Source organism: Rhodanobacter glycinis (assembly GCF_900114325.1).
Classification (GTDB): domain Bacteria; phylum Pseudomonadota; class Gammaproteobacteria; order Xanthomonadales; family Rhodanobacteraceae; genus Rhodanobacter_A; species Rhodanobacter_A glycinis.
The window spans coordinates 164,427-178,362 of sequence record NZ_FOSR01000005.1 but is presented as its reverse complement, the minus strand read 5'-3'; the positions used below and the strand labels follow the sequence as shown (position 1 = coordinate 178,362).

Sequence of the window (13,936 nt, the reverse complement as noted above, 5' to 3'; positions counted from 1 at the left end):
ACACAGAACGGGCCACGCAAAACGATCGTCAACTAACGCAAGTTCTTGCAACCTGAATGCAGGACACACTTTTGCGGGAATGCTCGCTGAATCCGATCCGTTCGCGACCTTGCGCGAGTGAGGGGTTATACAGAAGCATATTCCGGCGGTTCCACACGGTGACCACACCGCCGTCGTTCGCATGACGTTGAAGAGCGATATGGAGAAGCCAGGCAGGATGCTCGTGGCCCAAGCAATCAGGGGATATGCCATCACTTCGTTCCGGGAGACATCCATGAAAACACGCTCATTCACGCTCGCGCTGCTCAGCGCTGGCGTGCTCGTCGCGCTCGCTGCCACGCCGGTGCTGGCACAGACCAGCAGCACGACGACGACCAGTGTCACCACCAGCCGGGAGGCGACCCGGCTGGGCACGGAGTTCACCTCGTTCGCCGGCTCCGACGACAACGCGCAGGCGTTGGTGCACGGCCTGCGCAACGGCAGCCCGATCACGCTGACCGAGCCAGCCACCACAGTTGGCGGCAGCGCCACCGCCACCACGTTCACGCCAGACACCGGCAAGATGGGCTACGGCAACGTGAAGATTGCGCTGTCGCTGGCCGAAGCCAGTCTCACCAAGGCCGGCATCAGTGATCCCACCTCGGCCGAACTTGCTGCTGCGCTCAACGGCGGCACCCTTGTACTAGCCAATGGCACCAGCATCGATCTGAAGGGTGTGCTGGCCGAGCGTGCCGCTGGTGAAGGCTGGGGCCAGATCTCCAAGAACATGGGCTTCAAACTGGGCGACGTGATGCGTTCGCCAAAGCATGCTGGCGAAGTCGCCGAACACGCGCATCATCAAGAGCACAGCAAGGTTGAGCGCGTCGAGCTGGCGCATGGCCGCAATAATGACACGGCCAGCCATCCAGACCGCGTGAGCAAGGTGGATCGCCCGAATCGCCCCGAGCGTCCGGATCGCCCTGAGCGTCCGGATCGCCCCGATCATCCCGATCACGCCGGCCGTCCAGGCGGCTGAGTCTGGTCTCTCCTTCCGGCGGGCCTGGCTGATGCCGGGCTCGCTTTTCTTGAGTTTTAAGGGAAACGATTGCATGCATAACAAATCCTATTGGGTGGTGGCTGGCGGACTGCTGCTTGTCGGCGCACCGGCGGCACACGCCGCCACCACGGACAACGGCCAGTTCAGCCTTTCGGCAGGCGCCGACTACAGCAGCGGCAAGTACGGCAGCACCACCACCACCGACATCTGGTCGGTGCCGGTCACCGCCGAGTACGAGACCAGCAACTGGACCTTCAAGCTGGTCTTGCCCTACATCAACGTCAGCGGTCCCAGCGACGTGATTCCGGGTGTGGGCCACGTGAACAACAAGAACCCGAAGTCGCGTGGTCACGGCCACGGCAATAGCGGCGGCACCACGCCGGTGGCCAGCACTGGCTCAGCCTCGGGTCTGGGCGACGTTGTGGCCTCGGCCGACTACCATCTGTTCACCAGCAACGACCAGAGCTTTGGCGTCGACCTCACCGGCAAGGTGAAATTCGGCACCGCCGACGCGGAAAAGGGTCTGGGCACCGGCAAGAACGACTACGGCCTTTCGCTGGACACCTTCAAGGCCTACGGCAACTGGACCGCATTCGGCGGTGTGGGCTGGATGAAGTACGGCAGCTCGCAATACATCCAGCTGAAGAACGGCTTCAACGCGACGCTGGGTGCCAGCTACAAGCTGAGTCGGAACGACAGCTTTGGCGCGTACTACTACTACCGCGAGCGGATCGCCACCGGCGGCGGGGCGCAGAGTGAACTCACCGGTTACTGGAACCACAAGTTCAACGACAGCCTGCGCCTGCAAACCTACGTGATGGGCGGATTCGCCAACGGCAGCCCGGACTACGGCGTGGGCGCCACGCTGAAATACACGTTCTGAGGAAGGCTGCGGCGCCGGCGCTCGAAGCAAGTGGCCGGTTTGTCCGGCCGCCGAGCGTTATCGTTCGGGATGCCATCGCAAGGACAGACACTCGCTGTCAATGGAGATCGATGGCAAACCGTACGCTGAACGTGGTTCATGGCTCTAAGCGTGCGCTAAGCCGTTCGCCGCAACCTGTCTGCGTCGGGCAAATCCACAGGCCCGCTGCATAGCAAGGAGGACCACATGAAAACGACAAAACGCACCATCCGCCTTCTGGCTGGCTCTGCACTGGCACTTGCCATGATGATCCCGGTGGCGGCATCTGCCCATACGCACGTTTTCGTGGGTATCAACCTCGGCGGTTTGATCGCTCCGCCACCGGTCGAGGTCTACTCCGCACCCGCGTACTATCCGCCGCCGGTCTACTACACGCGCTCGGCCTATTACGAGCCGCGCGTAATCTACCGCGAACCGCAAGTCGTCTACTACCACCACTGGCACCGCGACTGGGACCACGACAGGCGCGGTGACTGGGACCGCGATCGCTGGCACCGCGACTGGCATGACCACGATGACGGTGGCTGGCATCACCATGGGCGTCGTGGCGACGACAACGACTAGCAGTAAGCAACGTACAGCTACCGGCGTGCGCACCCGCGAGGGTGCGCACGCGCTTCTGCACACCGGACTGTTGTCCGATCCATGGTCCCGGCTCCGCCTGATCCGAAGCTAATGATGGTGTCCGCCGGCATCCTCATCCATGTCATCGTCCGGCGGAGCCTTCGCCACGATGTCCTTGTATTGTGCAGGCGTCATCGCCGGCAGCTTCTGCAGGAACGCCACCATGCTCCAGATGGTGGGATCGTCGTGGCCCGCCATTCCCCATGCCGGCATGGCGCTCATCTTGATGCCGTGCTTGATCACCCAGAAGGCCTCCCGTGGATCAACGCGCACCTTGGACAGGTTCGGCGGTTGCGGGTACATGCCTTTGCGCAATTCCGAATTTTCGACTCCCGGTTCAAGGTGACAGCTGGTGCACATCGCCGCGTACTGGCCTGCGCCTTTCAGGATCAGCTGTGGATCATCGAGGTTCGGCACTTTGATGTCTTCGGATCGCAGGTGAATCGAGCGATCACGCAAGGTCTGCAGCAACGTGAAGACGGGCTTGGTGTGATGGTCGTCGGCACCGATGTTGTACATGCCGGAATAGACAAATGCGGCCGCGCCCAGGGTGAGCACCCCGAGCGTGGCCACCACGGTGATGCCGTAATGCCTGATGTGTGTTTTCACGATGCTCTCCTGATCAGAACCAGACGCGGATACCGGCAACGATCTGCCGGTCCAGTGTGTGCTCGCCCGCGGCACGGGCATAGTCGGCGGTTTGGCCCAAGCGGCGCACCCAGTTGATGCCGACATACGGCGCGAATTCACGCCGGATTTCGTAGCGCAGGCGCAGCCCGAACCGGACATCCGACAAGCCGCTGCCGATACCCCGTGCCGGATCGCGCTTGCCGTAGAAATTGGCTTCCAGTTCGGGCGTCAGGATCAGGCGCTGGGTGAACAACACATCGTAGTCGACACGCAGGCGCGCGGCGGTACGACCGGACGAACCCGCATAAGCAGTCGCTTCCAGTTGGAACCAGTATGGCGCCAGTCCCTGCACACCGAACGCTGCCCAGGTGCGAGCGGGGCCTGCCCCGAAGTCGCGGCGAACACCCAGCTGACTGTCCCAATACGCGGCAATGGCATGGCTCCAGAAGGCTTCGACATCACCGTCCTGCAGCTTGCCGGCACTGCGCTCGCCTTCGCTGCGCAACCACAGCTTGTTCGCATCGGTGCCGTACCAGCCCCCCAGCTCCCATGACTGGCCGTGGCCATCACGACCGTCGAAGGCTTCCAACTGGTCGATCAGCAGCTTGCCGATGACGTCATTTCCGCCCATGTGGGCTTGCACCGACCCGTAGCCAACGCCATCGGAATAATCCGGGCTGCGTGCGTCCTGCGGTGCGCGGCCGCCTTGCATCGAACCCATCGACATGCCGTCCATTGAGCCATCAGCAGGCGACGGGTAATCCATGTTCTGCATGGCGCCGTTGGACATACCAACGATGGGGGCTTCGCCGCGCACGTTTGGCTTGGCAGAGTGATTCATGCCGTGCATGTGATCCATTGTCGCTGCGTGTGCAGCCGGTTTTCCCTTGGCTGATTTTTCCTTTTTCTTGTCGGTGGCAGGCGTTGCCATGGACATGTGTGCCATGTCGCCGTGACCCATCGTAGTCATCGGCATCGCTGGTGCCGTCGCCGAACTGCTAGTGGAGGCCGATGCGGTCTGCGCGGCAACGGCCCATGGCAACGTCAGCAAGGCGATCAACAGAAGTGACAAGCTGGAGGCGAAGGTGCGATGACGCGCGCTCATGACACCACCACCTCGCGCATCATGCCCGCCTCCATGTGATACAGCATGTGGCAGTGATAGGCCCATCGCCCTGCCGCATTGGCGCTGACGGCATAACTGATGCGCTGCGCCGGCTGCACGTTGAGGGTGTGTTTGCGCACCTGGAATTGCCCATCCGGGTTCTCCAGTTCGCTCCACATGCCGTGCAGATGGATCGGGTGATTCATCATCGTGTCGTTGACCAGCACGATGCGCAGGCGCTCGCCATGGCGGAAGTGCACGGGCTTGGCATCGGCGAATTTCACGCCGTCGAACGACCAGCTGTAGCGCTCCATGTTGCCGGTCAGATGCAGCTCGATGTCGCGCGAAGGTTCACGCGGGTCGAGCGGTCCGCCGATGGTATGCAGGTCGGCATAGGTGAGCACCTTGCGGCCGTTGTCGCGCAGCCCCACGCCGGGATCGTCGAGGTTGGTGCGTGGCATATCCACACGCATGTCCACACCGGGGCCATATTCGGTGCGTGCGTGATGGGCCATGATCATCGGCTGCATGGCCGCGCCCGGCATGTCCATGCCATGCATCGCTCCATGACCCGACGGCCTCGCCATGGCCATCGCGCCCATCATGTCGACCATGGTCAGCCGCTGGCGCGGATCCATCGACGGCACCTCGGCCTGCATGCCCCCGCGTGGCGCCAGGGTGCCGCGGGCGTAGCCACTGCGGTCGATCGAGGCGGCGAAAATGGTATAGGCGCAATCACCCCGTGGCTCGACCAGCACGTCACAGGTCTCGGCCACGCTGATGCGAAATTCGTCGACCGACACCGGCTCGACATCCTGGCCATCGGCGGCGACCACCGTCATCTTCAGGCCCGGGATACGCACGTCGAAGATGCTCATGGCCGAGCCGTTGATAAAGCGCAGCCGGACCTTTTCGCCAGGGCAGAACAGTCCGGTCCAGTTGCCGGCCGGCGCATGCCCGTTCATCAGGTAGGTATAGGTGTAACCGGAAACATCGCTGAGGTCGGCCGGGCTCATGCGCATGCGATTCCACATGCGCCGCTTCGCCAGTGCCTTCTGCAAGCCCAGTTCGCGCACGTCGTGGAAGAACTCCGGGGCGGTGGGTTCGGCGAAATTGTAGTAGTCACCCTGTCGCTTCAGCGTGGCGTAGATGTGCTCCGGGTCGTCATCGCTCCAGTCGTTGAGCATCACCACGTAGTCGCGATCACTCGGAAACCGCTCGGCGTCGGCCGGCTCGATCACGATCGGTCCGTACACGCCCACCTGCTCCTGGAAACGCGTATGCGAGTGGTACCAGTAGGTGCCGCTTTGCTTCACCGGAAATCGGTAGACGAAGGTTTCACCCGGCGCGATGCCGCGGTAGCTCATGCCGGGCACGCCGTCCATCTCGAAGGGGAGCAAGATGCCGTGCCAATGAATCGAGGTGGACGTGCTCAGGTGATTGGTCACGCGCAAGGTGACGGTGCTGCCTTCCTTCCAGCGCAGGATCGGGCCGGGAATGCCGCCGTTGATGGTGGTGGCAATGCGCGCCCTGCCGGTGTAGTTCACCGGGGCTTCGCCGACAGCGAGGGAAAAATCGGTGCCGCTCAAGGCGTGCGGATGGCTCGCACCGACGATGCCTGCCGGGCGACCGGAGGCCAGGGCGCCGGGCGCGCGCAGCAGCCCCAAGCCAGCGGCGACGCCACCCAAGGCAACGCCCTGCACGAAGCGCCGCCGCGACGGGTCGGCCATGCGGGAAAACGGGGAATTCATTGACTGTCTCCACAACGGAAGCCATCGCGACGGAAGCCGATCGCGATTCGACAAAAGCACGCGACGGCCTGGTGCAGGCCGCGGGCATGGTCAGCGAGGGAGCATCAGGTGGATGGTGGCCGAAGCGGCGGCGCCGTGTCCGGTGAAGGCGCGAGGACCTGCAACGGCATGCCGTAGCGGGCGGACAACGACATGGGAGCAATCATCGCCAACGCCGCAGGCAGTACGGTGGCGCACATCGCAGGACAGTGGCAACCCGATGCCGCATGGCCACCGCAGCAATCGGCCAGGTGATGAACTGCCGCCGCCGAGCGAGTCGCAGGCCCATCGTGGTGACCGTGGTCGCCGGCCATCGAGGTGGCCGCATGCACCGAAGACGCATCCTGGGCAGGCATGCCTCCAGGCGCAGCCGTAACCGAAGTGATCACCAGCATCAGCCACGCGAACACGCTCATTGCGCGAAGGCAACGGGAACGCGTGAGTCGGCGCAGCGTGGGGATCATGCCGGCAGGATAGACACGGCGCCGTGACCGAACAACTCTGGACGAGGGTTCAAGCGGGCTGCTGGCGAACCATCGCGCCGAGTCGGGCCAGGCGGTCGGCCGGCGCGGCCACGGGATGTATCGCCCTTCTTCATATACCATAGGTGGGTATGATATTTGCCTTTCCACGGGAAACCGAGCCATGACGCACACCACTCGCGACAAAACCAGACTGCTCAATCGCGTGCGCCGCCTGCGAGGCCAGGTCGAAGCCATCGAACGGGCGCTGGACGACGAGAAAGACTGCGGCCAGATCCTGCACCTGGTAGCCGCCGTTCGCGGAGCCACCAACGGCCTGATGGTCGAACTGCTGGAAGACCACATCCGCTTTCACGTGGTCGATCCACGGCACGAAGCCGACCCGGACAAGTCCAGAGGCGCCGCCGACCTGATCGACGTCGTCCGCGCCTACCTCAAATAGCCAGCGGGGATTTCCATGACGTCAGAACTATCCCCGCACGGCGAGGACCTCGCGGAGGCCACGCGGGATCGCACCGTCGCACACGAAGCACACGACCACGGCGAACACGGCCACGAGCACGCGTTCGACCTCAAGGAAGCCGCACGCATCGCGTTCGTTGCCGGCGCCGCAGCGGCCGTGTGGTTTCGTGTGTGGGAACCGTTCGCCGATGTGAGCGTGATTGGCATCGTCGGCGTACTGGTCGGTGGCTGGCCGGTTTTCCGCGAAGCCGCCGGGAACATGCTGGCGCGACGCATGACCATGGAGCTTTCCATGAGCATCGCGTTGATCGCCGCCGCGGCGATCGGCGAATTCTTCACCGCGCTGGTCATTACCTTGTTCGTGCTGGTCGCCGAAGTGCTGGAGGGCATGACGGTGTCGCGCGGACGCAGCGCGATTCGCGACCTGCTGGATTTCCTGCCTCGCTCGGCCACCGTACGCCGCGCCGACGGCGTCGCCGAGATCCATGCAGCCGATCTGGCGATGGGCGACGCGGTCCTGGTCAATCCGGGCGGACGCGTGCCGGTCGACGGTGTGGTGACTGGCGGGCATTCGTTCCTCGATCAATCGCGCATTACCGGCGAGTCGATGCCGGTGGAGGCTGTCGCAGGCTCCCGCGTTTTCGCCGGATCGATCAACCAGTCTGGTGCCATCGAGGTTCGCGCCGAGCGATTGGGACGCGATACCAGCTACGGCAAGATCATCGAAGCCGTCGAGCAATCCGAGCGCTCGCGCGCTCCCGTGCAGCGCCTGGCCGATCAACTGGCCGGCTATCTCGTGTATTTCGCCCTGGCGGCGGCGGTGCTCACGTGGTTGATCACCCGCGACATGCGATCGACCATTTCGGTGGTGATCGTGGCAGGAGCATGCGGCATTGCGGCCGGCACGCCGCTGGCCATCCTCGGCGCCATCGGCCGGGCCGCGCGCCTGGGCGCCATCGTCAAGGGCGGCCTGTACCTGGAGACGCTGGGACGCGTCGACACCGTGGTGGTCGACAAGACCGGCACGCTTACCTTCGGAAAGCCCGAAGTGCAGCAGGTGACTCCGGTCGAAGGCATACAGGCCGCGGATCTTCTCGATGCCGCCGCGACGGCGGAAATACGCTCCGAACATCCGCTGGGCAAGGCGATCGTCGCGCATGTCCTGGCGCAAGGCCGCACTGTCGCCGAACCGGACGATTTCCACTACACGCCGGGGCGCGGCATCGTCGCAAAAGCCTGTGGCTCGACATTACAGGCCGGCAACCGTTTGCTGATGGCCGAGCTTGGCGTGGACGTCCCTCGGCAATGGGCCGGAAACGCGGCGGCATCGGAAGTGCATGTCGCGCGCAACGGCAGGCTACTCGGCACCATTGCAATGGCGGACAAGGTGCGCCCCGAAGCCCGCGCCGCTATGGATGCACTGGCGCGGTTGGGCATGCGCACGCTCCTGCTGACCGGCGACACCGAACCCGTGGCCAGAGCCGTTGCCGACTCACTGGGCATCACCGAGTTCGAGGCGAACCTGCTGCCGGAAGACAAGCACGCCCGCGTGACGACGCTGGTTGCGGCGAAACGCCGGGTGGCGATGCTGGGCGACGGCATCAACGATGCGCCAGCGCTGGCCGCCGCAAGCGTCGGCGTAGCGATGGGATCGGGCACCGACGTCGCCCGCGAGAGCGCCGACATCGTGCTGCTGGGCAACGACCTGTCGCGCTTCGTCGACACGCTGGTGATCGCGCAACGCACCCGCAGGATCATCTGGGCCAACTTCATCGGAACGATCGTGGTCGACGTGATCGGGGTGGGACTGGCCGCTTCCGGCGTGCTCGACCCGCTGGGGGCAGCCTTCATCCATGTCGCCTCGGAGATGGCCTTCATCCTCAACTCGGCGCGGCTGCTGCCGACGATGGACCGCATCGACCGGAAGGCAGCTGTTTCACCCGACCCGTTGCCGAATTGACGTCTCCCTGCCTCGCTCCGTCCGGGGAGCAAGCAACAAACCTCAGCTCTGCCGAATGGTTATCGACATGCCCTGGATCATCACGAAGTACCTCATCACGTCCGCCATAGTCGTGGCCGTCTCGGAGCTGGCCAAACGCAGTGATCGCCTGGGCGCACTGCTCGCTTCGCTCCCCTTGGTCACCTTGCTGGCACTCACCTGGCTGTATCTGGAAAAGCAACCGGCATCGAAGATTGCCAACCATGCCTGGTACACGTTCTGGTATGTGGTTCCGACGCTGCCGATGTTCCTGGTCTTCCCCCGGCTTTTCGCGCGCTTCGGGTTCTGGCCGGCGTTGGCGTTAAGCGCCGTCATCACGGTGGTCTGCTTCGGCGCATTCGCGCTGCTGGTAAAGCCTTTCGGGATCGAACTGCTCTGACCCGGCAGCGGACAACGGCGCAGCAGACAACGACAGGGCCAGGCGCGCAGCGCGCGCCTGGCCCCCGACCTCACTTCTTGACCGCGTACAACTGCGACAGGTAGTCGGGCGTGCCCTTGACGCGTACCAGGTGCGGGTACTTCAGGCCGCCGTGGTAGTCGATCTTGATGGTCTTGTACTCGTCGAAGTTCTTCACCATCAGGGTGATCGGCGCCGAGCTGTTCTGGGCGTTCTTCACGGCCTGCTTCATGTTGTCGGCGTTGAACTCCTGGCCGTCGACCGCAACGATGGTCATGCCCGGCGCGAGGCCGGCCTTGAACGCGGGGCCGTTCCACAACACGTCACGCAAACTGCCCTTGCCCGACGTGCTGAAGCCGACCGAGTAGGTGAGGTCGATCCCCTTGATGTGGTATTCCGCCATCAACGCCTTGATGACGTCGGACTGCTTGTCGGTATACACCAGCTTCCAGCCCTCGGCGGCGATGCCGTCGGTGACTTTCTGATGGCCGTCCAGACGCGTGCGCAGGAACGTGCTCCAGTCGTACGGCTGGATCTTGTTGAGCTCGCTGACCACGTCCTGGAAGGTGTAGGTATTGATGTTCCATGCGCCGGGATCGACGCCGAAGAAGCCACGCGCGAAATCGTCCAGCGAATGCTTGTCGTGGCTGAGCGCACGCAGCTTGGCATCCACCGCCAGCCAGATCAGCTGACCGGCGGAGTAGTAATCCTCGCTGCCCTGGTAGTTGCGATAGGCCAGCGGCGCGCGCTGGGCCATGACCGGATCGTTGGTGGTGTCTTCGATGGTGCGCCAGCTCAGCAGGCCGGGACGGCCCATGTCGTAGGTCGCCGCCACGTAGGCCAGCTTGTCCAGGCCGGTCTGGGTGTTTTCCAGGCCGGTGCGAACCGCCATCACGTTGCCCCAGAACTGGGTCTGCCCTTCGTACACCCACAGCAGGCTGTCGCCCATGGGAACGTTGAAGTTCGGCGTCCACAAGTCGGCCGGACGACGGTACTTGCCGTCCCAGGAGTGGTTCAGCTCATGCGTCAGCAGGTCGTGCGGCGTCTTCAGATTCCACTTGGTAAAGAAATCGGCGCCGGTACCGTCTTCACTGGAACGATGATGTTCCAGACCCTTGCCGCTCATCTTGTCCGACAACCAGAGCAGGAAGTCGTAATGGTTGAAGTGGAAGGCGCCGTAGAGCTTGTGGTACTGGGCCGGAATGGTGTGCAAGGCCTTCATCGCTTCCGGCGAGATCACCAGATCCTTGGGCGCGTCGGCGATGACGTCCAGGTACATCGGCGTGAGCTTGCTGCCGGGATCCAGCTCGATGCGCTTGAAATACTTGCCGGCGATCACCGGCGAGTCGACCAGGTCGACATAGGAGATCGGCTTGAAGTTAGTGGTATCGCCCTGCTGGCTTTGCGGCCGCAGCGCCGAACCGATCTTCCAGCCTGCCGGCACGGTGACGCTGGGTTCGGTCATGATCTGGCGGGTGTAATAGCCGGCCGGATACATCGACACCTTGCTCCACGCCAGGTCGAGCATTTCCGGGGTCATCCGGATCGGCCCTTCGCTACGCTTCTGTGCCGTGAGCACCTGGAAGTCGACATCGATGCTGCTGGCGCCGGCGGGCACGTCGATATGGAAGGCGTAGACGTTGTACTTGTCGCGCTTCCAGGTCAGCACCTTGCCGTTGGCGCGAATCACCAAACTGGCGACCTTGTCGATCGGGCCGCTGGGCTCGTGGTCGCCGGGAATCCACTGCGGGTACAGCAGGTACATCGGGCCGGCCTTGACCGGAATGCTCTCGTGCACGGTGAAGATGCGATGGTCGACGTCGGTGGCATCGACATGGACCTTCATGGTGCCCGGGTACGGGATGTTCTGCGGCGGCGGCACGTTGTCGCTACGTGACTGGTCTTGCGGGACCGTGGCGGTATCGGAAGGAGAAGCTTGCGCCACCAGCGGCGCAAGGCCGAACGTGGCAACCAGTAGTGCGGCCGCAAGAACAGTGGTTTTCATCGGGACTCCGGATCGGTTTCTGTTTCGCCGAGGCGTAACGGGAAGGTGAGGATGGATGCAGTGGGGGAATGGCAACGCGTCCATGCACGGGCAAGCCATGCGATGACGTCCGCGGAAACCATGGCGGACGCGGCACCGAATGAGCCCATCGGTCAACAAACGAGGCACGACATGCGCCGGCGCGTGGATGAGTCCGGCGCCAAGGCAGATGTCGATGGCTGGGACACTGATCGCGCCCTGACCTTGGCGGGAGTGCCGGAAGTCACACCGCAAACGGGGTCGCAATAACCAGCGAATGCCACGCGCAAGACGCAAAAATCGCGGCGTTGCCTCACGCCTTTTGCGTTCAATTACTTGGACCTTGGCCAGCCGGCCGATGGCTTTCCGTCACGGCGACGATGCGGCCTTCCTGCAGGTCAATCGCAATTTCCTGCACTGAAGATTCGCGCATGCTCCGGCACCACAGGGCGTGATCAGGGCCGGCCTGCGCCAGCGTCGAGCGCCGTCACCGACGATGTGCGCACCGGCATCGGCGCTTTCTTCTGCCCCACCCGCGCCAGATGCAGCCGCAGGATGCGACGCAATTCCAGGATCGCGGCCGGGGTCTCCTGCACGCTGTGCCACGACGGGATCACCACCTCGGATTCGGCACCGGCCAGATGCGCGCTGGTGTACGGCACCACGCCGTCGCTGCTCTGCGCCAGCGTGCCATGCGGTTTGTACAGACCAATGATCGAGTGGTAGTGCACCTGCGGCGAGATCGGCAGGTTTGCGGTGGCGACGATGAAGGGATCGGTGTCGCTGAGATTGCCCACGCTGTTGGAAACATGGATCGGCGCGCCCTTGCCTGTACCACCTTGGCCCGAATCGTCCTTGAGCAGATCCGAAATGCTGGCCACATCCTTGATCACGCTGAACGGCAGGCGGATCAGTTCGGCAACCCAGCGCGCCAGTCGATGCCGCGCCATCGGCGTGCCGCGATGCGGCGACGACAGGAACACGGCCTCGTCCACTTGCGGTATCGGCGAGAACTGCAGGTACGGCGCCAGTTGCCGATGCAGCCGCGCGCGCTTCGCGGCGGAAAGTTTGCGGCTTTCCGGCACCAGGCTCCACAGCTTGTCGCCGCTGGACGACACCAGCAGGCGCGCGATCACGCCGCCCATGCTGTGCCCCACCAGCATCATGTGCCGGGTGGCGCGAGCGGTACCGTTCGGATCGAAGTGCCGGATGGTGGCATCCAGCGCCTGGCGGATCTGCCGCAGGTTCACCGCAATCGGCGCGTTGGTGGGGTAATAGACCTGCCACACCTGATAGTTATGGCGCAGCGTTTCATCGCCCAGCACTTCGTTCGCCACGTTGACCCAGGCTTCCGGACTGCTGGCCAAGCCGTGCAGCATCACCACCGTCAATCGGTTCGGATCGTAGGGCTGCATCAACAGCACACGTGGCTCCGCCAGGCCGCCTTGCCGTCCCAGCAGCGAACGGATCGACTGCATCGCGAAACCCGAGCGTGCCAACCACAGACCATAGGGTGCGGTGAAATTCGCCCCCAGCGGCACGCTGCGACCCGCGATGGTGACGTCCGCATCGCGATAGGGATCGCGCACCAGCAATTGCACCTGCCGCGTCGCCAGCACCTCGTCCAGCGTTTGCCCGCCGAACACCAGCACGCCGGTCATCGCCGCATAACGCGGCTCGCGCCATGGCACGCTGGGCGCATCCGGCGTGGATGGCGGCGCCACCGCCACGAAATCCGAACCGAAACCATCGCGTCGATAGACGTTGCGCAAACCCTTGAAGCGCAGTGCCGAGGCCGGGATCAACTCCGTCGGCGTGGCGCGCAGATGCAAATCGGTATTCGGTCGCAACACGGTCCAGCCTGCCAGCGCGGTCTGCGACCAGTCTGTGTTCAAGCGCGGCAGCTCCTGGAACCAGCGCCCCACCACGCGCTCCACCGCGTAATCGTAGAACGCGATCACCCGCGCCTGGCGCTGGTCGAACACGCGCTGGGCCGGTGTCCGCTGTGTGTAGAACAGATAGGCGTAGGCGTAGCGTGCGGATTGCAGGTAAGCGCCGAGGGTGGCGTTGTCCATCGTCGCGGCGTGGTCGTCGTGCAGCGCGTGCCCCAGCCACAGTTCCGACAGGGCGGACAGCCGCTGTTCCTCGTCGAGCCCACCCGAACGCCCGACGATCTCGGTGCACGCATCGAAGGATTGCGTGCATTGCTTCGTGGTCAGCGCCACCACGTTGAGCGCCTGCACCGTGCTGTCGCTGAGTCGGCCCGAACCGAGCACATCGGCGCGACTTTCGGCCACCACGTCATGCGGTTTGAGCCGGCTCACCCCTACCATCGCGCAGGCCTGCAGGCACAGCAGCAAGATCGGTGCGACAAGGCGCACCAACCACCAGGTCCTGCTTCGCATCCCGCTTGCCCGCTCCATCCGCTTTCGATCCCGCCCACGGTGTTGCAACGATTGTAGCCAG

At 63.9% G+C, this 13,936-nt stretch carries 10 protein-coding genes and 1 pseudogene; 6 read left to right on the top strand and 5 right to left on the bottom strand.

Annotated features, from left to right (window positions below):
- Positions 1-274 precede the first annotated feature (274 nt).
- The 3 genes from BMY90_RS07675 to BMY90_RS07665 all read left to right on the top strand — a co-directional run bounded on the left by BMY90_RS07675 (position 275) and on the right by BMY90_RS07665 (position 2,522).
- Positions 275-1,015, top strand: coding sequence for a hypothetical protein (locus BMY90_RS07675; RefSeq protein WP_008208531.1), 741 nt, complete (start codon positions 275-277; stop codon positions 1,013-1,015).
- Between the two features lie 73 nt (positions 1,016-1,088).
- Positions 1,089-1,919, top strand: a complete 831-nt coding sequence (locus BMY90_RS07670; protein WP_008208529.1) for a transporter family protein — start codon at positions 1,089-1,091, stop codon at positions 1,917-1,919.
- Positions 1,920-2,144: 225 nt separating this feature from the next.
- Positions 2,145-2,522: a hypothetical protein gene (locus tag BMY90_RS07665; protein WP_139201714.1), complete on the top strand. Its 378-nt coding sequence runs from the start codon at positions 2,145-2,147 to the stop codon at positions 2,520-2,522.
- Positions 2,523-2,633: 111 nt separating this feature from the next.
- On the opposite strand, the pseudogene BMY90_RS07660 reads toward BMY90_RS07665, so the two are convergent.
- From BMY90_RS07660 to BMY90_RS07650, 3 genes and pseudogenes are all read right to left on the bottom strand, one after another.
- Positions 2,634-3,191 (bottom strand): annotated as a pseudogene (locus BMY90_RS07660) (c-type cytochrome); the annotation flags it as partial.
- A gap of 13 nt (positions 3,192-3,204) precedes the next feature.
- Positions 3,205-4,317: a copper resistance protein B gene (locus tag BMY90_RS07655; protein ID WP_092702966.1), complete on the bottom strand. Its 1,113-nt coding sequence runs from the start codon at positions 4,315-4,317 to the stop codon at positions 3,205-3,207.
- Entirely contained in the window at positions 4,314-6,068 is a 1,755-nt protein-coding gene (locus BMY90_RS07650; protein WP_092702964.1) for a copper resistance system multicopper oxidase, read from the bottom strand. The genes BMY90_RS07655 and BMY90_RS07650 overlap by 4 nt, the downstream gene beginning before the upstream one ends.
- A 684-nt stretch (positions 6,069-6,752) precedes the next feature.
- Here BMY90_RS07650 and BMY90_RS07640 point away from each other — a divergent pair.
- From BMY90_RS07640 to BMY90_RS07630, 3 genes are all read left to right on the top strand, one after another.
- Complete coding sequence (locus BMY90_RS07640; RefSeq protein ID WP_092702960.1) at positions 6,753-7,031, top strand: metal/formaldehyde-sensitive transcriptional repressor; 279 nt, start codon at positions 6,753-6,755, stop codon at positions 7,029-7,031.
- 15 nt (positions 7,032-7,046) lie between these two features.
- Positions 7,047-9,011 (top strand): heavy metal translocating P-type ATPase, encoded by a 1,965-nt coding sequence (locus tag BMY90_RS07635; RefSeq protein ID WP_092702958.1) that lies wholly within the window; start codon positions 7,047-7,049, stop codon positions 9,009-9,011.
- A gap of 67 nt (positions 9,012-9,078) precedes the next feature.
- Positions 9,079-9,429, top strand: a complete 351-nt coding sequence (locus tag BMY90_RS07630) for a DUF3147 family protein (protein ID WP_008208558.1) — start codon at positions 9,079-9,081, stop codon at positions 9,427-9,429.
- Between the two features lie 70 nt (positions 9,430-9,499).
- On the opposite strand, the gene BMY90_RS07625 is transcribed toward BMY90_RS07630, so the two are convergent.
- Both BMY90_RS07625 and BMY90_RS07615 read right to left on the bottom strand, forming a co-directional pair.
- Complete coding sequence (locus BMY90_RS07625; protein WP_008208560.1) at positions 9,500-11,452, bottom strand: M61 family metallopeptidase; 1,953 nt, start codon at positions 11,450-11,452, stop codon at positions 9,500-9,502.
- Positions 11,453-11,925: 473 nt separating this feature from the next.
- Positions 11,926-13,875: an esterase/lipase family protein gene (locus BMY90_RS07615; protein ID WP_175481522.1), complete on the bottom strand. Its 1,950-nt coding sequence runs from the start codon at positions 13,873-13,875 to the stop codon at positions 11,926-11,928.
- Between the last annotated feature and the right edge of the window lie 61 nt (positions 13,876-13,936).

Excerpts from the sequence above, each read along its gene's own strand:
- BMY90_RS07650 (WP_092702964.1), bottom strand. The coding sequence starts at position 6,068 with ATGAATTCCCCGTTTTCCCGCATGGCCGACCCGTCGCGGCGGCGCTTC.
- BMY90_RS07625 (WP_008208560.1), bottom strand. The coding sequence starts at position 11,452 with ATGAAAACCACTGTTCTTGCGGCCGCACTACTGGTTGCCACGTTCGGC.
- BMY90_RS07675 (WP_008208531.1), top strand. The coding sequence starts at position 275 with ATGAAAACACGCTCATTCACGCTCGCGCTGCTCAGCGCTGGCGTGCTC.
- BMY90_RS07615 (WP_175481522.1), bottom strand. The coding sequence starts at position 13,875 with ATGCGAAGCAGGACCTGGTGGTTGGTGCGCCTTGTCGCACCGATCTTG.
- BMY90_RS07640 (WP_092702960.1), top strand. The coding sequence starts at position 6,753 with ATGACGCACACCACTCGCGACAAAACCAGACTGCTCAATCGCGTGCGC.
- BMY90_RS07635 (WP_092702958.1), top strand. The coding sequence starts at position 7,047 with ATGACGTCAGAACTATCCCCGCACGGCGAGGACCTCGCGGAGGCCACG.
- BMY90_RS07655 (WP_092702966.1), bottom strand. The coding sequence starts at position 4,317 with ATGAGCGCGCGTCATCGCACCTTCGCCTCCAGCTTGTCACTTCTGTTG.
- BMY90_RS07630 (WP_008208558.1), top strand. The coding sequence starts at position 9,079 with ATGCCCTGGATCATCACGAAGTACCTCATCACGTCCGCCATAGTCGTG.
- BMY90_RS07670 (WP_008208529.1), top strand. The coding sequence starts at position 1,089 with ATGCATAACAAATCCTATTGGGTGGTGGCTGGCGGACTGCTGCTTGTC.
- BMY90_RS07665 (WP_139201714.1), top strand. The coding sequence starts at position 2,145 with ATGAAAACGACAAAACGCACCATCCGCCTTCTGGCTGGCTCTGCACTG.